We start from the raw sequence: 26757 nt of genomic DNA, 5'->3' as shown, positions 1-26757 counted from the left end.
GCGCGGGGCTTGTGGCACGCCCTTCGACGGGCTCAGGGCGAACGTAGGTGTAGGGACGGGTTTGTCGCGATTCCGATCGGCCCGCCGTCCTCCGCAATCACCAGCGCGCCCGAATAGCCTTCCGCCAACGCAAAGCCAGCGATGCGCCACCCGTCCGCCCCCGAGAGCAACCGCGCCTCGGGCGTCACCGAGACAGCGAACGCATCGAGCGGATACGCCAGCCCCATCCCGATCGCCTTGACGAACGCCTCCTTGCGCGCCCAGCAATCGAAGAAGCCGCGCACCGCGTCATCCTTCGTGAGCGCATCGAGCGCGGCGCATTCGTCCGCCCCGAACAGCCCCGCCGCGAGATCGCGCCAGTCGATGCCGGGCTGGCGATATTCCACATCCACGCCCAATTCGCGATCAGACACCGCCACCACCCACAACTCATGCGAGTGCGAGGCGCTGAACTGCGGCCCGCCCGCCAGCGCCGGCTTGCCATAAGCGTTCGCGCGGAAGACGAGCCGCTCCGCCGCGACCCCGGTCATCGCTGCCAACGTCTCGCGCAACCGCGCGCGCCGCACGATGAAGCGGCGCCGGTCGCGCGCGAAGGCGAAGCGTGCCGCGCGTGCCCGCTCGGCCGGATCAAGCACCTCCGCCAGCCGCCCAACCTCGTCCTCGCCGACATCAAGGCTGCCGAAGTGAAGATCGGCCGCCGCCACCCGATCAGGCGCTGCGCTGGAACGCCGCCTCGGCATTCGCCCGCGCCAGCCGCGCGCGCAGCAGATCGGCGAACATATCGACATTGGGCGGTTCGAGCATCGTGCGGTGCCCGCCGGGGATGATGTGCGCGTCGAACTGCCCACGCACCTGCGCGCGCCAATCCTCGACGAAATCGAGCACGCCGGGATGGTCGTCGGGCTGGAACAGGATCACGTCGCCGTCATATGCGGGCGGCGTGTAGTGGCTCGCGGCATAATCGAGCCGCGACTGGATCTTGGGCTGCAACACCGCCTCGCGCCCACCCGCCAGCGCCGCCGCGTCGGAGAGGCCGCGCAAGCGATCGACGAAATAGTGCCAGCGCTTGCCCTTGGGCTGCGCGAACGTCTTGTCGAGGTGATATTTGAACTTGCTGAGGAAGAACCGCGCCGCCCCGATCTGGCGCGCACGCACCGGATGGAATGGATGCGCGAGCATCAGCAATCGCACCTCGTCGCCCGCCGCCTCGAGTTGAGTCGCGACGGCGTAGGCGAGGATTCCCGAGGTACACCAGCCGCCGATCCGGTACGGCCCGTTCGGCTGGATCTGGCGCAGCGTGGCGATGATGAGATCGGCGGTCTTGCGGAAATCCTTGCTTGGCGTGCCACCCGCCGCCTCGATGATCGCGGCGGTCGAGATGCCGTAGAACGGCTGGTCGTGGCCGAGCCGCTCGGCGAGCGGGCGGAAGGTCGAGCCGCCGTCGAGCCAGAGGATCGGCGGTTGCGATCCGTTCGGCTGGATCTGTGCGACGGCCGGGTTCTCGATGCCTTTGCCGCCCGAGATGATCTCGGCCATGTCGGCAAGACGCGGCGCCTGGAACAGCGCCGCCATCGGCAGCTTGACGCCATAATCCTTGGCGATCCGCCGGATCAGCCGCGCGATCAGCAGCGAATGCCCGCCGAGATCGAAGAAATCGGCGTTGCGTGACGTCACCTCCGCCTTGAGCACGTCGCTCCAGATCGCGGCGAGCTTCGTTTGCTCGGGCGTTTCCAGCGGCGCGTCGTCCGTGATCGAGGCTTTGCCCGGTTCCGGCAGCGCGTTGCGATCGATCTTGCCGTTGGGCGTCTGCGGCAGTTCGTCGAGCACCACGAACCGCGTCGGGATCATGTAATCGGGCAGGGTGGCGCCGAGCAGTTCGCGCCATTCCGCGATCTCGCCGGTGCCGACCAGATAGCCGACCAGCGCGCGTTCGCCGCTCGGGTCGGGCCACGCCTTCACCACCGCCGCCGAAACGCCGGGCAGCGCCGCGAGTGCGCCCTCGACTTCCTCGATCGCGACGCGGAAGCCGCGGATCTTCTCCTCATGATCGGTGCGGCCGAGGCATTCGAGCATCCCGTCGGGCCGCCAGCGCGCAAGATCGCCGGTCTTGTACAGCCGTTCGCCATCATGCTCGATGAACTTGGCTTCGGTCAGGTCGGGTCGCCCGCGATAGCCGATCGCGACGCCGCGCCCGCCGATGCACAATTCGCCGACCGCGCCGACCGGGCGATCGTTGCAGTGGCTGTCGAGGATGCGGATCGTCGTGTTGGCGATCGGGCGACCGATCGTGATCGGGCCTTGCTCGACCTTGGCGACGGTCGACCAGATCGTCGTCTCGGTCGGGCCGTACATGTTCCAGAGCGTGCCCACCCGCGGCAGCACCTGATCGGCAAGTGCGCGTGGCAGCTTCTCGCCGCCGCACAGAGCAATGAGGGCGGGCGAGCCTTCCCAGCCCGCTTCGATCAGGCCGCGCCACGTCGCCGGAGTCGCCTGAAGGATATCGGGCTTGAGCCGAGCGACATCCTCGGCCAGCGCGATCATGTCGGTCGCGGTCTCGCGCGTGGCGAGATGGACCTTGCCGCCCGTCACCAGCGGCAGCCAGATTTCCAGCTCGGCGATATCGAACGACAGCGTCGTGATCGCGAGGATCGACTGGCGCGGCGCAAGCCCAAGGCTGTCCTCCATGCCGACGAGGAAGTTGACCAAAGCCGCGTGCGGGATCTCGACGCCCTTGGGCTTTCCAGTGGAGCCCGACGTGTACAGCACATAAGCTGGCGCTTCGGGATCGATCGCAGGCGCCGTGAACGCGCGGTGCGGCCAGTGCCGGTCGAGCCGTACCAGCGGCGCGGCGTCCTGCGGCAGCGCGTGTTCGGTGGTGGGTTCGACGAGGATCAGCACCGGCTCCGCGCTCTCGACGATCATCGCCAGCCGCGCTTGCGGGAAGCTGGGGTCGAGCGGCAGATATGCTGCGCCCGCCTTCACCACGCCGAGCATCGCCGCGATCATATACGGCGTGCGTTCGAGCGACAGCCCGACCAAAGCGCCCGGCCCGACGCCGCGCGACACCAGTTCGGCGGCGATCGCATCGGCGGAATGCGCAAGTTCGGCATAGGTCCAGCCCTCGCCGGATTGCTCGATCACCACACTATCCGGTTCGGCGGCGGCCTTCGCCGCCACCCAATCGACCACGCTCGCATAGGGTAGTTCGCGAGTCGTCTGGTTCCATTCGGCGGCGAGCCGGTCCTGCTCGTCCGCAGCCAGCATCGGCAGCTTGGCCAGCGGTGTCCCCGGATCGGCGGCGACGCCCTCGAGCAGCCGCACCCAATGGTCGGCCATGCGGCGGATCGTGGACGCGTCGAACAATTCGCTCGAATAGAGGAAGCGGCCGGCCATACCGCCCTCGGGCCGCTCGTCGAGTTCGAGGTACAGATCGTATTTCGCCGCGCCGACGGTCACGTCCATCTGCGTCAGATCCCAGCCCGCCGGGAACGGATCGACCGGCGGCTCGATCGAGAACAACGTGTTGAACAGCGGATGCGTGCCGGTGCCGCGCTTGATGTCGAGCGCGCGGACCAGCTTGTCGAACGGAATGTCGCTCGCGCCGAGCGCGCCGATCACGCTGCGCTTCACCTCGGCCAGATAGTCGCGGAACGGCGTGCCCCCCAGCGGACGGCTGCGGATCGCCATCGTGTTGAGGAAATAGCCCATCAGCGGCTGGAGTTCGGGCCGCCGCCGCGTGTCGGTGACGCCGCCGACGATGATGTCCTCGTCGCCGGTATAGCGGAACAGCATCGCCTTGTAGCCGGCGAGCAGCACCGAATAGAGCGTCGCGTTCTCGGCGCGCGCGATCGCCTTGAGCCGCTCGACCAGCGGCGTGTCGAGCTCGAACACCTCCATCGAACCGGCATGCGTCGGCAGCGCGGCGCGCGGGCGGTCGCCGACCACTTCGAGGCGCGGGATCGGCGCGGCGAGCTGGCCGCGCCAGAAATCGAGCTGGCGGCGATATTCGTCGCCCTGCTCGCGGTCGGCCTGCCATACGGCGTAATCGGCATATTGCAGCGCCGGCTCGGGCAGCGGCGAGGGCTTGCCCGCCTCATACGCATCGACCAGTGCCGCCAGTTCGGGCACCAACGTCTTGTAGATCGAGACGCCGTCGAAAATGACATGGTGAAGCGTCAGGTACAGCCGATGCTCCTGATCGCCCAGCTTGACGACGCGGGCGCGGAACAGCGGCGCCACGTCCGGCGCGATCGGCGCGCGCGCATCTTCGGTGGCGAGCCGAACCGCCTCGGCTTCGCGATCGGCTTGCGGGACATGGCTGATGTCGATGATCGCCAGCGAGATCGGCGTCGAGGGCGCGACCTGCATGACATAATCGCCATCGACCTCGACTATCGCCGAGCGCCAGATCGCGTGGCGGCGCACGATCTCGGTCAGCGCGCGCTCCATCGCGGCATGATCGTAGCGGCCGAGCCGGTGGATCGTGATCGACTCGTTGTAGAGCGGCATCTCCGGCGCCATCTGCGCGTGCAGCCAGAGCTGGTTCTGCTCGGCGGTGAGCGGGATGGTACGCGCCGGGTCGCGCGGGCGGATCGGCTCGGGGACGGATGCCGCGGTCGCGGCATTGCCGGCGAGCATCCTGGCGAGCAGGTCGCGACGCGCCTGAGTAGCGTCGATCTTGGCAGGCATGTTCATGCGAAGGTCACCCGTAAAGCCTTGAGGCCGCGCAGGCCGAGATTCTCGCGCCATTCGAGCTTTTGCTCAGGCAAGGAGAGGGCCTTGAGCCGGTCGAGCAGCAGGCGGAACGCGATTCGCCCCTCCATCCGGGCGAGTGGCGCGCCGAAACAGAAATGCGCCGCCCAGCCGAACGCCATGTGGCGATTGTCCGCGCGCTCGAAATCGAGCGCGTCGGGATCGGCGAAGCGTTCGGGGTCGCGGTTGGCGGCGGCCATCACCGCCATCACCGGCGTACCCTTCTTGATGAGCTTGCCGCCCATCAGCGTATCCTCGGTGGCGATGCGCGAGGTGTGCTGCGACGGGCTTTCGTAGCGCAGCAGTTCCTCGATCGCGCTCTCCATGATCTCGGGCCGGTCGCGCAGCTCGGCGAGCTTATCGGGCTGGCGCAACAGCGTCAGCAGCCCGCAGCCGATCAGATTGGTGGTGGTTTCCTGTCCGCCCACCATCGTGACGATGGCATTGGCGATCACCTCTTCCTCGGTCAGTTTCTGGCCGTCGATCTCGGCCTCGACCAGCGATTTGACGAGACCGTCCTTGAGCGAGCCGCTGTGGATGGCATGCTGGAAATAGGCGATCATGTCGGCGGTACTTTTCAGCACCTGCGCGATCCCGTCCGGGTTGTGCGAGAAATTGCCGAGCATCTGCGCGTAATCGGCCGACCATTTCTTGAGCTGCGCATGATCCTCCTCGGGCACACCCATCAGATGCGCGAACACGATCGAGGGGAACGGTTCGGCGAAATCCGCCATCACGTCCATTTCGCCCTTGGCGAGCGCGGCGTCGATCAGCCGGTTGGCGACCGACACCACGCGTTCCTCCAGCGCCTCCACCCGGCGCGGTGTGAACGCGGTCGAGCAGAGCTTGCGCAGGATCGTGTGGTTGGGCGGATCGAGGAACAGCATCTGCTTGACCATCACTGCCGCGATCGGCTCGATCGAGCCGAGGCCGAGCGAGCGCATCAGGTCGGGCGAGGGGGTACGATCCGCCGAGAAGCGGTGCAGCACGGCATGGACGTCGCTGTAGCGCGTCACCACCCAGCTATGCAGATACGGATCCCAATAGACCGGGTCTTCGCTGCGCAGCCGCGCGTAGAGCGGATAGGGATCAGCCAGTACGGTTGGATCGAGCAGCCGGAACAGGCTGAGTGAGGGGTCGGAGACGGGGCGGGTCGCCATTATGCCGACAGCCTCTCGATGTCGGCATCGCTCATCGCTTCGATTTTCGCGAAGATCAGCGTCTCGACCACCTCGGCCAGCTTGGCGACGGTCGCCGCCTCGAACAGATGGAACAGCGACAGATCGATCCCGAACGCATCACGCGCGCGGATGATGACCTGCGTGCCGAGCAGCGAATGTCCGCCGAGCAGGAAGAAATCGTCGTCCACCCCGAAATCGCGGTGGCCGAGCACGTCGCTGACGATCTCGAACAGCCGCAGTTCGGTCGGCGTGGCCGGTGCGCGCGCGCCGGTGCTTTCCGCCATCGCAACACTGGCCGGATCAGGCAGCGCGCGCACGTCGATCTTGCCATTCGCGGTGAGCGGCATCGCGTCGAGCCGCGCGAAATGCGCCGGCACCATATAATCGGGCAAAATCTCCCCGAGCGCGGCGCGGAGCGCACCGGCGGTAGCCTCGCCGTTCAGCGTGACATAAGCGACCAGATCGCCGTCGCGCACCAGCACATGGCTCGCCGCGATCTCGGGCAGGCGGTTGAGCGCCGCGGCGACTTCGGCCGGTTCGATGCGGTGCCCGCGCACCTTCACCTGTCCGTCGACACGACCGAGGAAAGCATAGTCGCCATCCTCCAGCCGCAGCGCGAGGTCGCCGGTGCGATAGAGCCGACCGTACTTCGGATGCGAGACGAAGCGCGCCTCGGTCAGCGCCGGATCGCCACGATAGCCGCGCGCGACCTGCGCACCGCCGATGTACACTTCGCCGGGCGCACCGCGCATCACGTCGTCGCCGCCCGGATCGAGCAGATGGATCGTCGTGCCGCTGATCGCCGTGCCGATCGACGGCAGCGCGCTGCCCTCCGCCGCGACCACGCCCGATGTCGCGACGACGGTGCATTCGGTCGGGCCGTAATTGTTGACGAAGACGAACGGCTGGCCCGGCCTGGGCCGCACCGTCAGCTTGTCCGCGCCGGTGAGCAGCACGCGCAAGCGGGCGTCCGCCGGCCAGTCCATCGTGACGAGCGGCTCGGCCAGCGCGGTCGGCGCGAACGCCACGTCGATGCGCTCACGCACCAGCCAGTCGCGCAACGCGACAGGATCGAGTCGCACCGCATCGTCGGCGAGGCAGAGCGTGCCGCCCGCCGCCAGCGTCGGCCACACCTCCCACGCCGCCGCGTCGAAGCCCAGCCCGGCGAGGTGCGCGCTGCGCGTGCCCGCACCGACCGCGAACGCGTCGAGATGCCAATCGACCAAAGCGGCGAGATTGTCGTGCCCGACCTCGACCGCCTTGGGCTCGCCGGTCGAACCCGAGGTGAAGATGACGTAGGCGAGATCACCCGCCGCGACCTCAACGAAGTCACCGCGATCGTCCGGCGCCACCGTGCCTAGGCCCGAACCGCGCGGCGCGATCACCGCCGCACATCCGGCGCGTTCGACGAACGACTCCAGTCGCGCCTCGGGCCACGCCGGATCGAGCGGCAGATAGGCGGCGCCCGCATACCACACCGCGAGCAGCGCGACGATCTGCTCGGCCGAACGCGGCAGGCCCACCGCGACGGTCGCGCCCGGCGTCACGCCGCGCACGGCGAGCGCTCCGGCCAGCGCGGCGGCGCGTGCATCAAGGTCGGCATAGCTCAGCGACATGCCACCCGACTCGATCGCCACGGCGGGGCCAGCGTCCCGCACGATCTCACGGATTCGCAGGCTGATAGGGTGCGACAAGGTAGTCGTCGCCGGCAGGTCGCGCATTGGTATCTCCCCAGTTGCGCGCACCAAACCAAAAAAAGGTGAGTTATCCCTTAATCACCCCCACGCTTTGACAATCGAACGGCAGCGTCATGCCCTCTCGCGGCCCCGATCTTCGCGGATTCTGGCCAGATCGGACGGAAAACGCTGGACCGCGCCAGCCGTCTCGATACACGCCGCATTCATCGCCGCAGCGCGAAAGGCGTCCGCTTCAATGCGGATCATGGAACAGGATCGAACGTGACTTCGGGTTTCGGCACAGTGCGCGCGTGGGCAGGTCTGGCGGTATGGGCGATGGCCACCGCGCCGGCGCTGGCCGGCGGCGCGGCTGGCACGGGCACCTTGCACGTCGAGATCGGCAACGTCCGCACCGCGCACGGCCGCGTCCATATCGACGTCTGCACGCAGGCGCAGTTCCTCAAGGACTGCCCGATCTCCGCCGATGCGCCCGCGCGGGTTGGCGTCACGACCGTGTCGGTCACCGGCCTGCCGCCGGGCCGCTATGCGGTTCAGGCTTTTCTCGACGAGAATGGCAACGGCAAGGTCGATCAGGCGTTGTTCGGCATTCCCAAGGAAGGCGTCGGCTTTTCGAACGATGCGCGGATCAAGCTTGGTCCGCCGAAATGGACGGATGCGATGTTCGATATGACCGGCGGTGAACAGACGATCAGGTTCAACCTGCGCTATTTCCTCGGCGGCGACGCGAAGCGTTGATCGCCACCCTGATCCTGCGGCTGGTTGCGGCCAGCGTGCGTCGTCCGGTGCTGGCCGTGCTGGCGTGCCTCGCGCTGACCGGCGTCGCGCTCGCTTATGCGGCGACCAGCTTCTCGATGACCACCGACACCGCGGCGCTGATCTCACCCAAGGTCGCGTGGCGGCAGAACGAGAAAGCGGTCGAGACGGCGTTCCCGAACCTCACCGACGTGCTGCTCGTCATCGTCGACGGCAAAACCCCCGAACTCGCCGAAGCCGGTGCCGCCAAACTCACCGACGCGCTCGCCGCAGACACCAAACACTTCCGCCGCGCCGAACGTCCCGACGGCGGCGCATACTTCGCCAAACAGGGGCTGATGTTCGGCTCGGTCGCCGAGGTCAAAAACGCGACCGATGCGCTCATCAAAGCCCAGCCCCTGCTCGGTCCGCTCGCGCGCGATCCGTCGCTGCGCGGCATCGCCGGTGCGTTCGGCACTGCGCTGATGGGGGTGGAGCAGGGTGCCGCCAAACTCGCCGATTTCGATACGCCGATGCGTTCGCTCGGCGATGCGCTCGACACGACGCTCGCCGGCAAGCCCGCCTATTTCTCGTGGCAGGAGCTCATGGCTGCGCCCGGCAGCGGCCAGGCGCCGCCGCGTCGCCGCCTGATCCTCGCCCAGCCCAAGCTCGATTACGGCGCGCTCCAGCCCGGCGAGGATGCCGTCGCGGCGATCGACCAGCAGGCGGCGAAGCTCGGGCTCGACGCGGCGCACGGCGTCTCGGTGCGGACCACCGGCGAGGTGCCGCTCGCCGACGAGGAGTTCGCCACGCTCGAAGAGAATATCGGTATCGTCGGCCTCATCATGGCGCTGGCGATGCTGGTCACGCTGTGGCTGGCGACGCGATCGGCGAAGATCGTCGCGGCGATCGTCGTCACCATCATCGCGGGTCTCGTCATCACCACCGCCGCCGGTATGCTCGCGGTCCACACGCTCAATCTGATCTCGGTCGCGTTCATCCCGCTGTTCGTCGGGCTGGGGGTCGATTTCGGCATCCAGATCAGCGTGCGCTACAATGCCGAGCGGCTCGACGGCCACGCCACGCCCGAGGCGCTGCGCCGCGCGGCGACCGCTTTGTCCGCGCCGCTGGCGTTGGCGGCGGGCGCGGTGTTCCTCGGCTTCGGCGCGTTCCTGCCGACCGACTATATCGGCATCTCCGAACTCGGCATCATCGCCGGCATCGGCATGGTCATCGCGCTGCTGCTGTCGATCACCCTGCTGCCCGCGCTGCTCACCCTGTTCAAGCCGGGCACCCCACGCCGAGAGGTTGGGTTCCGGGAGGCCGCGCCGCTCGATCGCTGGCTGCACACGCATCGCAAGGCGGTCTTATGGGCGTTCGCGCTGTCGATGCTGGTCAGCATCGCACTGCTGCCGTTCGTTCGGTTCGACTTCAACCCGCTCCACCTGCGCAACCCCAACGGTCCGGCGATGCGCGCGCTCGCCGATCTGATGCACGATCCGCTGCGCACCCCCAATACGATCAACCTGCTCGCCCCTAACGCTGACGCGGCGAAGACGCTGGCGACGCGACTCGCCAAGCTGCCCGAAGTCGACGCGGCGGTGACGGTCGATGGCTTCGTGCCTGAGGATCAGCCGCAGAAACTCGCGCTGCTTCAGGACGCATCGTTGCTGCTCGACGCGACGATCAACCCGTTCGATATGGCGGCCACGCCCTCGGATGCGGAGAACGTCGCCGCGCTCAACGCCACCGCCGCGCAACTCCGCAAGGTCGCCGGGAGCGTGGCTGACAAACCCGCGCAGGACGCGCGCCGACTCGCCACTCTGTTCGCGCGGCTCGCCTCGGCGTCGCCGCAAATCCGCGCGCGCGCGCATGACGTGCTGGTGACCCCGCTCGGCGTAATGCTCGATCAGGTCCGCGCGACGCTGCAGGCCGAACCCGTCACGCGCACGACCTTGCCGCCCGAAATCGCCGGCAATTGGGTCGCCAAGGATGGCCGCGCGCTGATCCAGGTCTTCCCGCGCGGCGACAGCAACGACAATGCGGTGCTGCGCCGTTTCACCAAGGCGGTGCGCACGGTCGCGCCCGATGCCTCCGGCCTGCCGGTCGCAACTCAGGAGGCGGCGGGCACGATCGCCTGGGCGTTCATCGAGGCGGGCGTGCTCGCGCTGGTGCTCATCAGCGGCTTGCTGTTCATCGTGTTGCGCGATGCCCGCGAAGTCGCGTTTACGCTCGCGCCGGTGGTGCTGTCGGGCTTCCTGACGCTGGGCAGTTGCGTGCTGATCGGCCAGCCGATCAACTTCGCCAACATCATCGCCTTCCCGCTGCTGTTCGGCGTCGGCGTCGCCTTCCACATCTATTTCGTGATGGCATGGCGGGCAGGGGCGACCGACCTGCTGCAATCGAGCTTGGCGCGCGCGGTGCTGTTCAGCGCGCTCGCCACCGGCAGCGCGTTCGGCAGCCTGTGGCTGTCGCACCATCCCGGCACCGCGAGCATGGGCAAGATCCTGATGATCTCGCTGGCATGGACTCTGGTATGCGCGCTGATCTTCGAGCCGGCGTTGCTCGGCCCGCCGAGGAAGACGGAAAAGGCGTAACGGCGGCTGAAAAGGCGCTCCTCCCGCCAATCGTCACTCCAGCGCAAGCTGGAGTCTCTTGAGGCCGGGCGAGTGTTTCGCGTCTCACCGAGAGACCCCAGCTTGCGCTGCGGCGATGGAGCGGGGCTTAGGGCTTGCTCGCCGGGTCGGCCAACGGATCGCTCAACTCCGGCGCAGCCGGCTTCGCATCCGGGGTAGAGGATGGCGGGGCGGCCGAAGGCGCGGCGGGATCGACCAGCGGATCGCTCAACGCCGGGGACGGCGCCGCTTGCCCGACCGGCGCCGCCGGATCGGTCAGCGGATCGATCATCTCCGGGAACGTCCCGCCGCCGGCCGCTGGATCGGCCAGCGGATCGTCGAGCGGGCTGGCGCTTGCCCCGCCACCGTGTCGAAGCGCGTAGACCTCCGCCGCGCGCGTCTGCAAAAAGGCTGATCGCAGCGTCGCATATGGGTCGACCGCGCCGCCGAGCAGCGCCTTGAGGTCGGCATCCGACTCGGCGCGCAAGTCCAACCCAACCAGCACGCCCTGCGGGATCTGATATTCCACGCGGTTGAACGGAAAACCGATCGCGACGGGCAGCACCGCGCCGTCGACGGGCGCAGCGCCGAGGTCACGGAAGTCGGTTGGCCCGAGGAACGGCAGGAACAGATACGGCCCCGGCCCGACGCCGTAGCGGCCCAGCGTGTTGCCGAAGCCGTTGGAATGGTGCGGCAGCTTGAATCCGTCGGTCTTGGCGACATCGACCAGCCCGCCGACGCCGATCGTCGTGTTGATCGCGAAGCGCGCCACCGTTCGCACCGCCCGCTTGGGCTTCAATTGCAGCATGTCGTTCACGAACACCACCGGCTCGCCGATGTTTGAGAAGACGTGACGGATGCCGCCCCGGATGATCTTGGGAACCACCGCCTTGTACGCCATGGCGACCGGCCGGAAGAGGATTCGTTCGAAAAAATTATGGATCGAGAACAGCTTGCGGTTGAGGTTCTCCAGCGGGTCGCCCTGGAAATGCGCTGGCCGCGCCGCCTTCACCGCAGGCGATACCGCGGTCGGCGACAGCGGCTTGGGCGCGATGACCCCCGCTGGCGCGGCTTGCTGCTGCGCGCTCGCCATGATTGGCGTCATCAACGATGCGGCGAGCGCCAAGGCGCTCGCGCCCCCGGAAAATCCCATGCGGATCAGTTCGCCGCCTTGGCGGAGAGCTGGTCGAGGTGCTTCACCAGCGCCTTGGCACCGCCCTTGCCGAGAATGCCGGCGAAGTCCGAGCGACGCGTGGCGAGTTGGCTGACCGAGTTCTGGTAGAACACGTCGATGATCTTCCACTGCCCGCCACTCTGGCGCAGGCGATAGGCGATCGCGGTCGGTTCGCCCTTCGGCGCGACCAATGTCGTGCGCACCAATTTGTCGGTGCCGCGCGTCTCGACCTGCGGGGCGATCTTGAAGCTCTCGCCCGACCAGCTATCGAAATTGCCGGCATATTGCGCGATCGTCAGCTTGCGGATCGCGGCGACCAAGGCGGTCTGGTCAGCCGGCGCGGTCGTCGTCCAGGCGGGGCCGACAGACAGCCGGGTCATCAGCGGAATGTCGAACGCGCGATCGACGATAGGCGCGATTTTGGCCGAACGCCCCGCCACGCCGAGCGCCTTGCCGCCCTTCATGATCGCGAGCAGCCCGTCGTCTAGCGCCTGCACGGTCGCGCCAGCGGGATCGCTGGTCTGCGCGGTGGCGGGGGCAGTGATCGAGGCTGCGAGCAGCAGCGCCGCCAGGCCGGAAACGCGGATCATGCGATACTCCATCATATTGGGCCGTCAAATAGGGACGCCGTGGGCCGATACCAACCACAGTCGATAAGCACAAACCGCTGACGCGTGGCTGAACGGGCACAGTTCAGTACCGATCGGTACGGGTCTGCCCTTTTTCCGCTTCATTTTTCGGGCATCCCTTCGCATATGCAGCGTACAGGGGCGGCGATGCGGGATTTCAGACCGTCTGTCTCGTCGCAGGAAATGGTCCAATTCGGAAAGGACGGCGCCTTGCGCGTGATCTTGGCGAACCCGCGCGGATTTTGCGCGGGCGTGGTGCGGGCGATCGAGATCGTCGAACGTGCGATCGAGCGTTACGGCGCGCCGGTCTACGTGCGCCACGAAATCGTCCACAACAAGCATGTCGTAGATACGCTGCGCCGCAAGGGCGCGGTGTTCGTCGAGGAACTGTCGGAAGTGCCGGCTGGCGCGATGACGGTGTTCAGCGCGCACGGCGTCGCGCGCACCGTGGAGGAAGAGGCGGCCGCGCGCGGTCTGCCCGTGCTCGACGCGACCTGCCCGCTCGTCACCAAGGTGCATGTGCAGGGGCGTCGCTATGCCCAGGCCGGCCGGGCGCTCGTGCTGATCGGGCACGAAGGCCATGCCGAAGTGGTCGGCACGGTCGGCCAGGTCGATGCGCCCGTGCATCTCGTCTCCTCGGCAGCGGCAGTCGCCGATCTCGATTTGCCCGACGACGGCGAGATCGCCTATATCACCCAGACGACGCTCAGCGTCGACGACACGCGCTCGATCATCGCCGCATTGAAGGCGCGCTTCCGCAACCTGATCGGCCCCGACGTGTCGGAAATCTGCTATGCCACGCAGAACCGCCAGACCGCGGTGCGCGACCTGTGCCGGGTCGCCGATCTGCTGCTCGTGGTGGGCGCGGCGAACAGCTCCAATTCGAGCCGCCTGCGCGATCTCGGCGTGGACGAGGGGCTGCCGAGCTATCTCGTCGCCGATGGCAGCGCGATCGACCCCGCCTGGTTCGACGGGGTAGAGACGGTCGGGCTCACCGCCGGCGCTTCCGCACCCGATGCGCTGGTCGATGATGTCATCGCCGCGCTGCGCCGGATCGGCCCGGTCGAGGTCAGCCAGCTCGACGGTATTGAAGAGACACTGGAATTTGCCCTGCCGCGTGAGCTAAGAGGGCCGATGACCGCCGCCAGCCGCCCCGCGATGGCGAACTAGGACGAACAGACCATGAGCCTTCCGCTTCCCGCGCTCGCCCGCATCGGCAGCTACACGCTGCGCAAGCATATCGGCGGCGGCAAATATCCGCTCGTGCTGATGCTCGAACCGCTGTTGCGCTGCAATCTGGCCTGTCCCGGCTGCGGCAAGATCGATTATCCCGACGCGATCCTCAACCAGCGGCTGAGCTACGATCAGTGCATGGAGGCGATCGACGAATGCGGCGCCCCCGCCGTGTCGATCGCCGGCGGCGAGCCTTTGCTCCACCGCGATATGCCCAAGATCGTCGAGGGCTATATCGCGAAGAAGAAGTTCGTGATCCTCTGCACCAATGCGCTGCTGCTCAAGAAGAAGATTGATCAGTACAAGCCGTCGAACTTCTTCACCTGGTCGATCCATCTCGATGGCGACAAGGGCATGCACGATCACGCGGTCGATCAGGACGGCACCTATGAGGTCGCGATCGAGGCGATCGAACTCGCCAAATCGAAGGGCTTCCGGGTCCAGGTCAATTGCACCGTGTTCGACGGCGCCGATCCGGTTCGGCTGGCGTCGTTCTTCGACGAGATGGAGAAGCGCGGCGTCGAGATCACGCTGTCGCCCGGCTATTCCTACGAGCGCGCCGCCGATCAGGAGCATTTCCTGACTCGCGAACGCACCAAGACCTTCTTCCGCGACGTGTTCCGGCGCGGCAACGGCGGCAAGGCGTGGACCTTCACCAACTCGCCGCTGTTCCTCGATTTCCTCGCCGGCAACCGCTCTTACGAATGCACGCCCTGGTCGATGCCGTTGCGCACCGTCTTCGGCTGGCAGAAGCCGTGCTACCTCGTCGGCGAAGGCTATGTGCCGACGTTCGCCGAACTGATGGAGGGCACCGACTGGGACCAGTACGGCGTCGGCAAGTACGAGAAATGCTCGAACTGCATGGTCCATTGCGGCTTCGAGGGCACCGCGGCGAGCGAATCGATCCGCAACCCGCTCGCGATGTTCAACGTCGGCCGCAAGGGCGTGCGGACCGAAGGCCCGATGGCCCCCGACATCGACCTCTCCCGCGCCCGCCCGGCCGAGGACGTGCATTCGACTCACGTCGAACGCGAACTCGCCAAGATCAAGGCGGCGGACCCGGAAGGCTTCCGGCGGACGCAACGGGCGGCGTAACCGACGAGCGGGTCAGATCTCGACCGAGGTCCAGGCCCGCTCCAGCGCGCTGAACGCCCGCCCGGCATCGCACCCGGTGCGGATCAGCGCCGGCAATTGCGCCGGATGCCGCGCCAGCGAGGCGAGCACCGCGCCGAGCGCCATCCCACCATCGGGCTTCATGCCGACCAGCGCGGCGGGCGGCAGCACGTGGTCCGCCCCATCCGAAATCGTGCGCAGGATCGCGAAGGGCAGGGCGTGGCGTGCGGCGACGCGCGCGGCGATGTGCGATTCCATATCCACGGCGAGCGCTCCGGTCGCTGCGTAAAGCGCGCGCTTCTGGGCGAGCGTGGCGACGATCGTGTCGCTGCCGACGATGCAGCCGAAATGCGCGTTCGGGAATATCTCCGCTGTTCTCCCGCGAAAGCGGGAGTCCAGGGCCGCGAACGCTTGGCCTTGTTGCTCTGAACTCCCGCTTTCGCGGGAGAACAACGTGCCGATCACCACATCCCCCGGCCTGAGCGCCGGATCGAGCGCACCGGCGATGCCGCCCGACAGGATCGCGGTCACGCCGCCCGCCGCGATCGCCGCCTCAAGCCCGGCCTCAAGCCGCGCCACATCACCGCCCCCGGCGACCGCCACGACACCAGCACCCGCGAAAATCCGCGCCTCGCGCGTCAGCCCGCAGGCGACGAGCAAGGTCACATCCCCACCGTAACCCGCCGGTCGTTCGAGCGTTTCAGATTGCGATAGCGCGCCAGCGCCCACAGCGGGAAATACTTCGGGTAGCCGTGATAGCGCAGGTAGAACACGCGCGGGAAACCGCCGCCGGTGTACATTTCCTGCCCCCACAGCCCGTCCTCGGCTTGCGTCTCGGCCAGATACCGCACACCGCGCTCCACCGCCGGATGATCGACCTCGCCCGCCGCCATCAGCGCGAGCAACGCCCAGCCGGTTTGCGACGCGGTCGAAGGGGCAGGGGTATGGCCCGTGTAGGCGAGGTCGTAGCTGTCGCAATCCTCGCCCCAGCCGCCATCGGCGTTCTGGATCGCGACCAGCCACGCCACCGCCTTGCGCACCATCGGCGACTGCGAATCCACGCCAGCGGCGTTCAAAGCACACAGCACCGACCAGGTGCCGTAGATGTAATTCACCCCCCAGCGCCCGAACCAGCTCCCGTCCGTCATCTGTTCGCGTTCGAGAAAGCCGATCGCCTCGCGCATCCGGGGCGTGTCGAGCGGTTCTCCCAATTGCCCGAGCATCGACACGACTCGCGCGGACACGTCGCTGGTCGCCGGATCGAGCAACGCACCATGATCGGCAAAGGGGATGTTGTTGAGATAATGGTGATGGTTGTCGGCGTCGAACGCACCCCAGCCGCCGCCCTTGCTCTGCAACCCGACCGTCCACTCGACCGCGCGCTCCACCGCCATGCGGTAGTCGGCGCCCGAACGCGGCGCGGCGCGGTCCATCGCCATCACCACCACCGCGGTATCGTCGAGATCGGGGTAATGCGCGTTGTTGTACTGGAACGCCCAGCCGCCCGGGCGCACATCGGGGCGCTGCTCGGCCCAGTCGCCCTTCACGTCGAGCACCTGCAACGGCCGCAGCCATTCGAGCGCGGCATCGGCCCTCGCCTCATTCTCCGCGCCGCCCGCTTCCAGCATCGCGTGCGCGGCGAGCGCGGTGTCCCACACCGGCGAGACGCAGGGCTGGCAATAGGCCTCGTCGTCTTTCACGACGAGCAGGTTCTCGACCGATTGCCGCGCAATCGCCCGGTGCGGATGGTCCTCGGCATAACCGAGGCAATCGAACATCATCACGCTGTTCGCCATCGCGGGATAGATCGCGCCGAGGCCATCCTCGCCGTTCAGCCGCTCGACGGTGAAGTCGATGCACGCCTGAATCGCCCGCGCGCGCAGCCGCTTCGGCCACAGCCCCTCGACGCCCTTCAGCACCACGTCGAGCCCGTTGAAGAACATCGTCCAGCCGCGCTTGGTGTCGGCGGCCTTGCTCTCGGGCGGCTTGGGCCGGCCGGTGTAAAGCTCATCCACCGTGATGCCGAGCGGGTTGCGCGCCACCGGCTGCTTCGCCGCCAGCACCAGCAACGGCACGATCACCGTGCGCGCCCAGTACGACATCTTCGAGAGATGCACCGGGAACCAGCGCGGCAGCAGGATCAGCTCGACCGGCAAGGTCGGCACCGCTTTCCACGGCCCGGCACCAAACAAGGCAAGCTGGATTCGCGTGAAGACGTTCGCCGCCTCGGCGCCGCCCGCCGCGAGGATCGCGCGCCGCGCCGCCGCCATGTGCGGCGAGTCGATATCGTCACCGATCATCTTGAGCGCATAATAGGCCTTCACGCTTGCGCTCACGTCGAACGCGCCACCGTGGAACAGCGGCCAGCCGTGATGCGCGCCCTGGATGCGGCGCAGGTAGCGCCCGATCTTCGCCTCCAGCTCAACGGCACGCGGCTCGCCGAGATAATGGCGCAGCAGCACATATTCGGCCGGGATGGTGGCATCCGCCTCAAGCTCGAACACCCAATGCCCGTCTGGCCGCTGCGCATCGGCCAGCGCGGCGGCGGCGCGGGTGGTGGCGGCGTCGGCGATCGCGACGAGGTCGGGGGTTTCCAGCAGTGTAGCCATCGTCGCGCCTATACCAGCCGTGCGTCCCGCGCCAAGCGCGCGGCGGTCGCGCCGGAGCGCAGCGCGCCCTCGATCGTCGCGGGCAGCCCGGTCTCAGTCCAGTCGCCGGCAAGGAACAGGTTGCGCCAGCGCGTGCGCGATGGCGGGCGGCGGCGTTCCTGCGCCGGTGTCGCGGCGAAGGTCGCGCGCTTTTCCTTGACGATCTGCCAGCGCGGCAGTTCGGGCGGCAGGTTGTGGATCGCGGCGATATCGGCCCAGAACGCGGCGGCCAGCTCGGCGCGATCGGTGTCGATCAGCCGGTCGGCGCCGCTCACCGTTACCGACAGGCGATCGGGAAACGCGAAGATCCACTCCGCCGCGCCACCGACCACGCAGACCATCGGCGGCGTGCCCGGCGGCGGCGTGAATGCGAAATGCGCGTTGACGATCGCCCGGAAATCGAACGGGACGATGAGGTCGGGAACGAGGGTCTCGGCGATCCAGGGCGGCACGGCGAGGACGATCGTCTCATCGGACGCGATCGCCTCCGCACCTCTGCCGAAATCGAGCGTCGTCACGCGGTCGCCTTCGAAGCCGATCGCGCGCAACCGCTTGCCGAGCGTGAGGTTCGCGCCCTGCGCGGCGAGCCATTCGGTCGCCGGGTCGACGAACGCGGCGGCGAGCGTCGGCTCGGCGATGCGCGGCTTCATCGCCCGCCCGCCACGCCCGAGCGTCTGGTTGATGATCGCCGCGGTCAGCGTCGCGTCACCGCCTTGCGGAGCGGTGTTGAGCGCCGCGAGCAGCACCGGTTCCAGCAACCGGTCCCACAGCAGCCCGCGCGTGTCGATCCGGTCCGCGACGGTCTGCCCCGGTTTGCCCGAGGTCAGCCCGGCCAGCCGCAGATAATCGCGCGCGCGCGTGCCCGGCACACGCCGCGCCTTGGAGAATATCCACCACGGCACCCGCCCGCCATTGGGCCGGAAGTTCCAGCGTTCGCCGGTGCGGCGGTCGGCGAAGGCGAATTCGGCATAGTCCGGTCCAGCCAGCCGGTCGCCCGCGCCGATCGTCGCCAGGAAATGCTCGACCGCAACGTTGCCCGACAGGACAAGATGGTTGCCATTGTCGATCACCCGGCCAAGCTGTGGATCGTGATAGCTGCGGCAGCGCCCGCCCGCCTGCGCCGCGCTTTCGGAGATCGACACCGCGAACCCGGCACGCGCCAGTTCCACCGCCGCCGACAGTCCGGCCATGCCGGCACCGATCACGCGCGCGCGCCGGCTCACCGGAACAGCCAGAGCCGCAGCGCGGTCAGGATCAGCGCGGGCTTGTTGGTTCGGATGCGGGTGCGCGGTGCGGTCCAGCCGGCCTTCTCCATGCGCGACAGGATCGGCGCATACACCGCCGCCATCAGCCGCGGCGCGATCAGATGGCCATGCGGGCGGGTGGCGAGGATCGCGTTCGCTTTCGCATAATGGTCATGCGCGATGACTGCCAGCGGCCGGCAGGCGGCGTCTATGCGCGGATCGTTGGCGACTTGCGGGGGCGAGGTGAGGGGAATCCCCGCGGCGCTGAGATGCTCGCTCGCCAGATAGACCCGGCCGATCGCGGCATCCTCGTCGATATCGCGCAGAATGTTGGTGAATTGCAGCGCGCGGCCGAGATGGTGCGACAGCGCGACGCCGGTCGCGCGCTCCATCCCGAAAATGTTGACCGACAGCCGCCCCACCGCCGACGCCACCCGGTCGCAATATAGATCGAGCGTCTCGAACGGCGGCCAGCGGACGTCATCGGCGACATCCATCGCCATGCCGTCGATCACCGCGACGAAATCGTCCTTTTGCAGATCGAACTGCCGCACTGCATCCGCCACCAGCGCCGCTTGGCCGGGATCGCCGCCCGCGTACAAAGCCTCGATATCGTCGCGCCACTGTTGGAGCGCGACGGCGCGGCTCGCCCGGTCGCCCTGCTGGTCGTCGGCGATGTCGTCGACCGCGCGGCAGAACGCATAGACCGCGTACATCGCCTCGCGCTCGGCTTTGGGCAGCACGCGCATGCCCGCATAGAAGCTGCTACCCGAGACCTGCGCCTGGAGCGAAGCGGGGGTCGCCTTGGGGTTCATGCCCGGCCCACCAGATAGGACAGCACCGCGCCGCCGGCGATTCGCGCCATCTCGATCTTGCCGTGGTGAACCTTGTCGCACAGCGGATCGCGCTTCTTCACCCGGCGGGTAAGGTCTTCGGCCAGTCGTTGAATGATCGCCACCTCCATGCCAAGCCGCCGGTCGCGGATGCCGCGCGCGAACCGTTTCGAGTCTGCGAGCAGCCCAAGCGTCTGGTTGCCGATGTCGATGATCGTCCCGTGCAAAGCCGGGGTCGAGGCGTCGAGCCCGAGATCGCTCACCTGAGCGCCGCGCCGCGTAAGCGCCGCGAGCGGAATATAGACCCGGCCGATCGCGCGGTAATCCTTCCCGCAATCCTGCAGATGGTTGATGACCTGTAACGCCGCGCACAGGGCGTCGTTCGCGGGCCATAGGGCACGGTCCTCGCCATGCACGTCGAGCACGTAGCGCCCGACCGGCATCGCCGAATAGCGGCAATAATCGATCAGATCGTCCCAGGTCTGATAGCGGTCGATCGTGCAGTCGCGCTCGAACGCGGTGAGCAAATCGAGCGCATGGACCGGATCGAGCCGGTGCGCCGCCATCACCCCGCGCAGGTCGACCGAAACCGCGTCGGCATCGTTGGTGCCGGCGATGCTTGTGCGCATCGCGTGAAGCAGCGCGAGCTTCTCGTCCGCGCTGGCGCCCGCGTTGTCCGCGACATCGTCGGCCGCGCGCGCGAAGCGGTAGAACGCCAGGATCGGCGCGCGGTGCTGCGGCTTGAGCAGCGATGCGACCGGGAAATTCTCGTCCTTATGCCCCTTGCCAGAGGCGAGATCGGTTGCTTTGCTCATGCGTGCAGATCCGCCTGTGCGCGGCCCTTCCACATGCCGCCGCGCCCGCGCGCATGTTGCCATGCCGACAGCAATGTACAACCCGCGTAGAAGCTCGCGATCCCCGGAAGCGCCACGCCCCACAGCGGCGAACGGCGATAGAATCGCAACATTGGCTGAAACAGTATCGCCATCAAAATCCAAGCCATGATCCCGAGCGCCTGCGCATAGCCCCGCGCGAACACCGCAAGCAATGGCGGCGCGAGATAGGTGAGCGCGAGCCCGATGGTTGTGCCTGCCAGCAGCCAAAGCGAATAGCGTAGTTGTGCGTAAGCCGATCGGGAGATCATCGCCGCGACCGACTCGGCGGTATCGTAGACGCGGATGCTGCGCGCGCGGTTGGTCAGCCCGAGCCAGATCGCGCCGTGGCGCTTCATCAGTGCGCCGAACGCGCAATCGTCGATCAGTGCACCCCGCACCGCGCCGATCCCGCCAGCCGCCTCGAGCGCGGTACGCCGCACCAGCATCACGCCCCCGGCGGCGCCACCGAGGCCACGCCCGCGCGCGTTCACCGTGGCGAACGGGTAGAGCATCTGGAAGAACCACACGAACGCCGGGATCAGCGCGCGCTCGGCAAGGCTCTCGCACCGCAGCCGCGCCATCAGCGACACCAGCACGCGGTCGTCACCTTCGGCGCGCGCGACGAGGCTGGCGAGCGTATCGGGCGCATGCGCGATATCGGCATCGGTGAGCAGCAGGTAATCCGCATCCCCCGCCGCCGCGATCCCCTGCGACACCGCCCACAGCTTGCCCGTCCACCCCCGCGCGAGCGGCGCGCCGGGCAGGATCGTCAGCCGATCCGACCCTCGCGCGGCTGTGCGCGCGGTCGCGGCGGTGCCGTCGCTACTGCCGTCATCGACGAGAATGATGCGAAAATCGCCCGGATAGTCCTGCGCGACAAGGCTGCCGATCGACTCGGCGATCACCTCGGCCTCGTCCCGCGCAGGGACAACCGCGACGACCGTGGGCCAGCGTCCTTCTTCACCCATCCCTGAAAGGGAGGGGCCGGGGGTGGGTTGGTATGGGGCGAGCGCCGCGCTCCCACGAGAGGAACCCACCCCCGACCCCTTCCTGTCAGGGAGGGGAGTGCGGTTGCGCACAAGGATCGGTTGTGAATCCCGCTCGCGCGCCAGCCAGAAGCCGTCGCGTGTCAGCGCGATCCCCAGCCAGATCGCCACCGTCAGCGCGCCCAGCCAGATCACCGGATCATCCCCGCGCCCCGGAACCAGTCGATCGCGTCGCGCACCGCCTCGACATGCGGCCGCGCGCGATAGCCAAGCTCGCTTTCCGCGCGCGCACTCGAATAATACATCGCGTGCCCCGCCATCTTGAGCGAATCGATCGTCAGGAACGGCTCCTTGCCCGTCACCCGCGCGAGCAGCTCATTCGCCCACGCCAGCGGATACAGCGGCCCGCGCGGCAGCGCCACGGTCGGCGGCTTGCGCCCGACCAGCGCCGCGATCTCGCCGAGCATCGCCCCCAGCGACACGTCCTGCCCGCCCAGAATATAGCGTTCGCCGATCCGCCCCTTCGCCAGCGCGAGCAGATGCCCCTCTGCCACGTCATCGACATGGACGAGGTTCAGCCCGCTATCGACGAACGCCGGCATCTTGCCCGACGCCGCCTCGACGATGATCCGCCCGGTCGGGGTGGGGCGCACGTCACGCGGACCGATCGGGGTGGAAGGATTGACGATCACCACCGGCAGCCCCGCCGCCGCCATCGTCTCGACCAGCCGCTCGGCGACCACCTTGCTGCGCTTGTACGCGCCGACCGCCTGTTCGGGCGTGGCGGGCCGCGTCTCGTCGGCCGGGCGAGCGGGGTCGGGCAGGAGCGTCGCGACGCTGCTGGTATAGACGATCCGCTCGACCCCGGCATCGCGCGCCGCTTCCATGACGGCACGCGTGCTGGCCAGATTGTTGCGGACGATCTCCTCGGGGTCGGGCGCCCAGATGCGGTAATCGGCGGCGACGTGGAACAGGTGCCGCACCCCGGCCATCGCCCGCGCCATCGCCTGCGGGTCGCGCGCATCCCCCTCGACCAGTTCGCCCGGGAAATCGACGAGATTGGCGCGCGCGCTGCTCGCCCGCACGACGCCGCGCACGGCGCGCCCCTCCGCCGCCAGCCGCCGCGCGACCGCCGAGCCGACGAACCCCGACACACCCGTGACGAGAACCAGATCGCTGCTGTCCATCCGCGCCCCTTTACCCAAAGTCATGGCGGAAGGAAGGCGCTGACATTCACGCGCGAGGCGGGTAGGGGGCGGGAGGAAGCGCTCCCCTCCGGTTCGTGCCGAGCGACGTCGAGGCACATGGCGAACCGTAACCGTGTTCCTCGGCTTCGCTGGGGACGAACGGCTGGGGGCGTGTGCGGCGCGCAACGATTGGGACGTTCGGACGTGGGGTACATCACCGCAATCCTCGGTTCGCTCGCGCTGGCGCTCGCCGCGATCGGAATCGGATGGATGCTCGCGGCGACGTTGGTTTTGCGCCGCTTCTTCGCGCACCCGGCACCCGTGAGCGCCGCGACCACCGGCGTCACCATCCTCAAACCGCTCCACGGCGCCGAACCGCGCTTCCTCGATACGCTCGCCAGCTTCCTCGCCCAGTCGCACACCGGCCCGGTCCAGCTCCTGTGCGGCGTGCAGCGCGCCGACGACCCCGCGATTCGCGCCATCGACGCGCTTCGCCGCCGCCACCCGCAAGCGACGATCGACCTCATCATCGACTCGACCCGTCATGGATCGAGCGGCAAGATCTCCAACCTCGCCAATCTCAAACCGCACATTCGCCATCCGGTGGTGATGCTCAGCGACAGCGATATCGCGGTCGGCCGCGACTATATCGCGCAGGTGCTGGCGGCGCTCGACCAGCCCGATGTCGGCATCGTCACCTGCGCCTATCACGGTCGCGGCGACGCCGGCTTCTGGTCTCGGCTGGGTGCGGCCGGGATCGACTGGCAATTCCTGCTCGGGCTGATCTTCGGCGTCGCCAACCGCCTCGCGACACCGTGCATGGGATCGACCATCGCAATGCGCCGCGACACGCTGGAGCGGATCGGCGGCTTCGCACGCTTCGCCGACGTGCTCGCCGACGATTACGCAATCGGCGCGGCGGTGCGCGGCCTCGGCCTCTCCGTGGTCGTGCCGCCGCTGCTGGTGACTCACGCCTTCGACGAGCGGTCCGCCCGCGCCTTGTGGCGGCACGAACTGCGCTGGGGCGTGACCGTGCGCGATCTCGGCCTCGCGCCATACCTCGGGCTGATCGTGACCTTCCCGCTGCCGATCGCGCTGCTCGCCGCATTATGGTGGCCGGGCGCGGGAATGACACTTGCGTCATTCGCGCTCGCCGTCCGCCTTTTCGCCGCAATTTCCGTGGAACGGGTCGCGGGTGCGCGGGCTGCGCCGCTCTGGGTGTTGCCGATACGCGACACTTTCGGATTCGCGGTCTATTGCGCCAGCTTCTTCGTCCGCTCGGTTGATTGGCGCGGCGCGACGCTTAGAATAGGACCAAACGGCCACATCGCTGCGGCCCCGGAGACTTTACCATGATGCGTTCGCTTTTCCTGCAAGGCCCCTCGTTCGACGGTTATGACGGCGGGGCCGGTGCGCGCTATCAGATGAAGCGCGAGGTCAAGTCGTTCTGGTACCCGACCTGGCTCGCGCAGCCCGCCGCGATGGTGCCAGGATCGAAGCTGATCGACGCGCCCGCGCACGACCAGTCGTGGAACGACATCAAGCACGAGGTCGACGGCATGGAGCTGATCGTGCTTCACACCTCGACGCCCAGTTTCGCGCAGGACGTGAAATGCGCCGAGCTGATCCGCGCGCGCAACCCCACCGCGCTGATCGGTCTCGTCGGTGCCAAGGTCGCGGTCGAGCCGGACAAGAGCCTCGCCGCCACCGCCTCGGTCGATTTCGTCGCGCGCGAGGAATATGATTTCACGATCCTCGAAATCGCCGAGGGCAAGCCGCTCGCCGAAGTCGATGGCATCACCTGGCGTGCGCCGGACGGCACGTTCGTCCGCAACAAGGACCGGGCGATGATCGAGGACATGGACTCCCTCCCGATGGTTTCGCCGATCTACAAGCGTGATCTCCAGATCGAAAAATATTTCGGCGGCTATCTCAAGCACCCGTATGTCAGCTTCTATACCGGCCGTGGCTGCAAGAGCCGCTGCACTTTCTGCCTGTGGCCGCAGACCATCGGCGGGCACAACTACCGTGGCCGCTCGGTTGCCAAGGTGGTCGAGGAAGTGAAGTACATCATGGAGAACATCCCCGAGACCAAGGAGATCTTCTTCGACGACGACACGCTGACCGACATCCACTCGCGCGTTGAGGAAATCGCTGTCGCGCTCGGCGAACTGGGTTTCGGCAAGCCCGGTTTCCCGATGACGTGGAGCTGCAACGCGAAGGCCAATGTGCCGCGCAAGACTTTGGAAATCCTCAAGGCCAACGGCCTGCGCCTGCTGCTGGTCGGCTATGAGAGCGGCAACCAGCAGATCCTGCACAACATCAAGAAGGGCCTGCGCGTCGACGTCGCCAAGCAGTTCACCAAGGACTGCCACGAACTCGGCATCGTCATCCACGGCACCTTCATCCTCGGCCTGCCGGGCGAAACCGAAGAGACGATCGAGGAGACGATCAACTACGCCAAGGAGATCAACCCGCACACCATCCAGGTGTCGCTGGCGGCGCCATATCCGGGCACCTTCCTCTACAAGCAGGCGACCGAGAACGGCTGGTTCGACAACAGCAACAGCCTCTTGACCGACGACGGCAACCAGATCGCGCAGCTTTCCTACCCGCATCTCCATGCGAAGGTGATCTTCGACAAGGTCGAGGAATTCTACAAGCGCTTCTACTTCCGCCCCTCCAAGATCGGCTCGATCGTGTGGGAGATGTTGCGCGATTGGGACATGATGAAGCGCCGCCTGCGCGAAGGTGTCGAATTCTTCGACTTCCTGCGCCGCCGCAAAGAGGCCGCGTAAGCCACTGATAACAAGGCGCTTATCGTGAGCACGGCTTCGGACATGACGGTGAACGAACGGCTCGCCGCGCGCGGGCTGTTCGAGGATTGGGAACATGCGGTGCGCGACGGCGACCGCGCGACGATGGTGCTGTTGCTACGCCGCATCGGCATCCCCAACGCCCCGCGCGTCGCTGATATCGTGCTCGCCGATCCCGCCTTCTACGGCATCGGCGCGGCGTAAGGGACGGGCGTGAAGACGGTCATTCTCAACGCCGATGATTTCGGCGTGTCGATCCCGGTCAACGCGGCGATCGAGCAGGCGCACCGCGACGGCATCCTCACCACCACCAGCCTGATGGTGACGGGCGAGGCGTGTGCCGATGCGGTGGCGCGGACGCGGACGATGCCGCAGCTCGGTGTCGGCCTGCACATCGCGCTCGCCGAGGTGCCGCCGGCGCTCCCGCCCGAGCGGATTCCGGATCTCGTCGATTCGAGCGGCATGTTCCGCATCGAGGCGCTCGGCACCAGCCTCGCGATCCTGCTGCGCCCAAGCGTACGGCGCCAGCTCACCGCCGAGATCGAAGCGCAATTCCGCCTGTTCGCCGCGACCGGCCTGCCGCTCGATCATGTCGATTCGCACAAGCACATGCACATGCACCCGGCGATCGCCTCGGTCGTCATCGCGGTCGGCCAGCGGTTCGGGATGCGCGCCGGGCGAGCGCCGGTCGAGCCGCGCGCGGTGCTTCGCAAGGTCGAGCCGGTTAAGGGCGTGGACATCGCCGGTCCCTTCGCGCGCCGCGTCCGCACCAAACTGCGCCGCGCCGGCATGAAAGCACCCGATCATGTCTTCGGGCTCGCCTGGTCCGGCGCGATGACGCCCGACCGGCTGCGCGGCATCCTGCGGCATCTGCCCGACGGGGTCAGCGAAATCTATCTCCACCCCGCCACCGGCGACTATGCGCTCGCCGCACCGGGGTATAGATATCAGGAAGAATTGGCGGCGCTGCTCGATCCGGTCGCGCGCGAGATCATCGTGCGCGGTGGCATCCGGCTGGCGCGTTTCGCCGATTTGTAGACGG

At 67.6% G+C, this 26757-nt stretch carries 22 protein-coding genes; 8 read left to right on the top strand and 14 right to left on the bottom strand.

Annotated features, from left to right (window positions below):
• Positions 1-32: 32 nt before the first annotated feature.
• The 5 genes from J0A91_RS21705 to J0A91_RS25090 form a co-directional block, all read right to left on the bottom strand.
• On the bottom strand, positions 33-740 hold the full coding sequence (locus J0A91_RS21705; protein ID WP_169833204.1) for a 4'-phosphopantetheinyl transferase family protein: 708 nt from the start codon (positions 738-740) through the stop codon (positions 33-35).
• The gene (locus J0A91_RS21700) at positions 709-4695 is read right to left on the bottom strand and encodes a non-ribosomal peptide synthetase (RefSeq protein ID WP_069206645.1); all 3987 of its coding nucleotides are present in this window, start codon (positions 4693-4695) and stop codon (positions 709-711) included. Before J0A91_RS21700 ends, J0A91_RS21705 begins: the two co-directional genes overlap by 32 nt.
• Entirely contained in the window at positions 4692-5912 is a 1221-nt protein-coding gene (locus J0A91_RS21695) for a cytochrome P450 (RefSeq protein WP_069206644.1), read from the bottom strand. Before J0A91_RS21695 ends, J0A91_RS21700 begins: the two co-directional genes overlap by 4 nt.
• The gene (locus tag J0A91_RS21690) at positions 5912-7654 is read right to left on the bottom strand and encodes a non-ribosomal peptide synthetase (RefSeq protein ID WP_069206643.1); all 1743 of its coding nucleotides are present in this window, start codon (positions 7652-7654) and stop codon (positions 5912-5914) included. The genes J0A91_RS21695 and J0A91_RS21690 overlap by 1 nt, the downstream gene beginning before the upstream one ends.
• 87 nt (positions 7655-7741) lie before the next feature.
• Positions 7742-7876, bottom strand: coding sequence for a hypothetical protein (locus tag J0A91_RS25090; RefSeq protein WP_276204593.1), 135 nt, complete (start codon positions 7874-7876; stop codon positions 7742-7744).
• A gap of 15 nt (positions 7877-7891) precedes the next feature.
• Between J0A91_RS25090 and J0A91_RS21685 the strand changes: the two genes are divergently transcribed.
• Together J0A91_RS21685 and hpnN are read left to right on the top strand one after the other, a co-directional pair.
• Positions 7892-8365: a DUF2141 domain-containing protein gene (locus tag J0A91_RS21685; RefSeq protein ID WP_240502120.1), complete on the top strand. Its 474-nt coding sequence runs from the start codon at positions 7892-7894 to the stop codon at positions 8363-8365.
• Positions 8362-10959 carry a hopanoid transporter HpnN gene (hpnN, locus tag J0A91_RS21680; protein WP_069206641.1) on the top strand — a complete coding sequence of 866 codons (2598 nt, stop codon included), beginning with the start codon at positions 8362-8364 and terminating at the stop codon, positions 10957-10959. Before J0A91_RS21685 ends, hpnN begins: the two co-directional genes overlap by 4 nt.
• Before the next feature lie 127 nt (positions 10960-11086).
• On the opposite strand, the gene J0A91_RS21675 is transcribed toward hpnN, so the two are convergent.
• Positions 11087-12130, bottom strand: coding sequence for an MlaA family lipoprotein (locus tag J0A91_RS21675; protein ID WP_069206640.1), 1044 nt, complete (start codon positions 12128-12130; stop codon positions 11087-11089).
• Positions 12131-12135: 5 nt separating this feature from the next.
• Positions 12136-12741, bottom strand: coding sequence for an ABC transporter substrate-binding protein (locus J0A91_RS21670; protein WP_240502119.1), 606 nt, complete (start codon positions 12739-12741; stop codon positions 12136-12138).
• A 222-nt stretch (positions 12742-12963) separates the two neighbouring features.
• On the opposite strand from J0A91_RS21670, the gene ispH reads away from it, so the two are divergent.
• Positions 12964-13950 carry a 4-hydroxy-3-methylbut-2-enyl diphosphate reductase gene (gene ispH / locus J0A91_RS21665; protein WP_069206638.1) on the top strand — a complete coding sequence of 329 codons (987 nt, stop codon included), beginning with the start codon at positions 12964-12966 and terminating at the stop codon, positions 13948-13950.
• Positions 13951-13962: 12 nt separating this feature from the next.
• Positions 13963-15108, top strand: coding sequence for an adenosyl-hopene transferase HpnH (hpnH, locus tag J0A91_RS21660; RefSeq protein ID WP_069206637.1), 1146 nt, complete (start codon positions 13963-13965; stop codon positions 15106-15108).
• 12 nt (positions 15109-15120) lie between these two features.
• Here the strand turns inward: hpnH and J0A91_RS21655 are convergent, their stop codons facing one another.
• Genes J0A91_RS21655 through hpnA form a run of 7 tightly spaced genes read right to left on the bottom strand, consistent with a single transcriptional unit; the run spans position 15121 to position 22899 of the window.
• The gene (locus J0A91_RS21655) at positions 15121-15792 is read right to left on the bottom strand and encodes a phosphorylase family protein (protein WP_069206636.1); all 672 of its coding nucleotides are present in this window, start codon (positions 15790-15792) and stop codon (positions 15121-15123) included.
• Entirely contained in the window at positions 15789-17735 is a 1947-nt protein-coding gene (gene shc, locus J0A91_RS21650; protein WP_069206635.1) for a squalene--hopene cyclase, read from the bottom strand. Before shc ends, J0A91_RS21655 begins: the two co-directional genes overlap by 4 nt.
• Positions 17736-17743: 8 nt before the next feature.
• Positions 17744-18997 carry a hydroxysqualene dehydroxylase HpnE gene (gene hpnE / locus J0A91_RS21645; RefSeq protein ID WP_276204591.1) on the bottom strand — a complete coding sequence of 418 codons (1254 nt, stop codon included), beginning with the start codon at positions 18995-18997 and terminating at the stop codon, positions 17744-17746.
• Positions 18994-19833, bottom strand: coding sequence for a presqualene diphosphate synthase HpnD (hpnD, locus tag J0A91_RS21640; RefSeq protein WP_069206634.1), 840 nt, complete (start codon positions 19831-19833; stop codon positions 18994-18996). The genes hpnE and hpnD overlap by 4 nt, the downstream gene beginning before the upstream one ends.
• The gene (gene hpnC, locus J0A91_RS21635) at positions 19830-20666 is read right to left on the bottom strand and encodes a squalene synthase HpnC (RefSeq protein WP_069206633.1); all 837 of its coding nucleotides are present in this window, start codon (positions 20664-20666) and stop codon (positions 19830-19832) included. Before hpnC ends, hpnD begins: the two co-directional genes overlap by 4 nt.
• Complete coding sequence (locus J0A91_RS21630) at positions 20663-21907, bottom strand: glycosyltransferase (protein ID WP_150127025.1); 1245 nt, start codon at positions 21905-21907, stop codon at positions 20663-20665. The genes hpnC and J0A91_RS21630 overlap by 4 nt, the downstream gene beginning before the upstream one ends.
• On the bottom strand, positions 21904-22899 hold the full coding sequence (gene hpnA, locus J0A91_RS21625; protein WP_069206631.1) for a hopanoid-associated sugar epimerase: 996 nt from the start codon (positions 22897-22899) through the stop codon (positions 21904-21906). Before hpnA ends, J0A91_RS21630 begins: the two co-directional genes overlap by 4 nt.
• Before the next feature lie 117 nt (positions 22900-23016).
• On the opposite strand from hpnA, the gene hpnI reads away from it, so the two are divergent.
• The 4 genes from hpnI to hpnK are packed head-to-tail and all read left to right on the top strand — an operon-like array spanning position 23017 to position 26753.
• Positions 23017-24255 (top strand): bacteriohopanetetrol glucosamine biosynthesis glycosyltransferase HpnI, encoded by a 1239-nt coding sequence (hpnI, locus tag J0A91_RS21620; RefSeq protein WP_083224850.1) that lies wholly within the window; start codon positions 23017-23019, stop codon positions 24253-24255.
• Complete coding sequence (gene hpnJ, locus J0A91_RS21615) at positions 24252-25697, top strand: hopanoid biosynthesis associated radical SAM protein HpnJ (protein ID WP_069206629.1); 1446 nt, start codon at positions 24252-24254, stop codon at positions 25695-25697. Before hpnI ends, hpnJ begins: the two co-directional genes overlap by 4 nt.
• Positions 25698-25721: 24 nt before the next feature.
• Positions 25722-25919, top strand: a complete 198-nt coding sequence (locus J0A91_RS21610) for a hypothetical protein (RefSeq protein ID WP_069206628.1) — start codon at positions 25722-25724, stop codon at positions 25917-25919.
• Between the two features lie 9 nt (positions 25920-25928).
• Positions 25929-26753, top strand: coding sequence for a hopanoid biosynthesis-associated protein HpnK (hpnK, locus tag J0A91_RS21605; RefSeq protein ID WP_069206627.1), 825 nt, complete (start codon positions 25929-25931; stop codon positions 26751-26753).
• Positions 26754-26757: the final 4 nt, after the last annotated feature.

Origin of the sequence: Sphingomonas panacis, from assembly GCF_001717955.1 — a bacterium.
Lineage (GTDB): Bacteria > Pseudomonadota > Alphaproteobacteria > Sphingomonadales > Sphingomonadaceae > Sphingomonas > Sphingomonas panacis.
The sequence above is the reverse complement of the archived record's forward strand: the minus strand, read 5'-3'. Positions and strand labels throughout refer to the sequence as shown.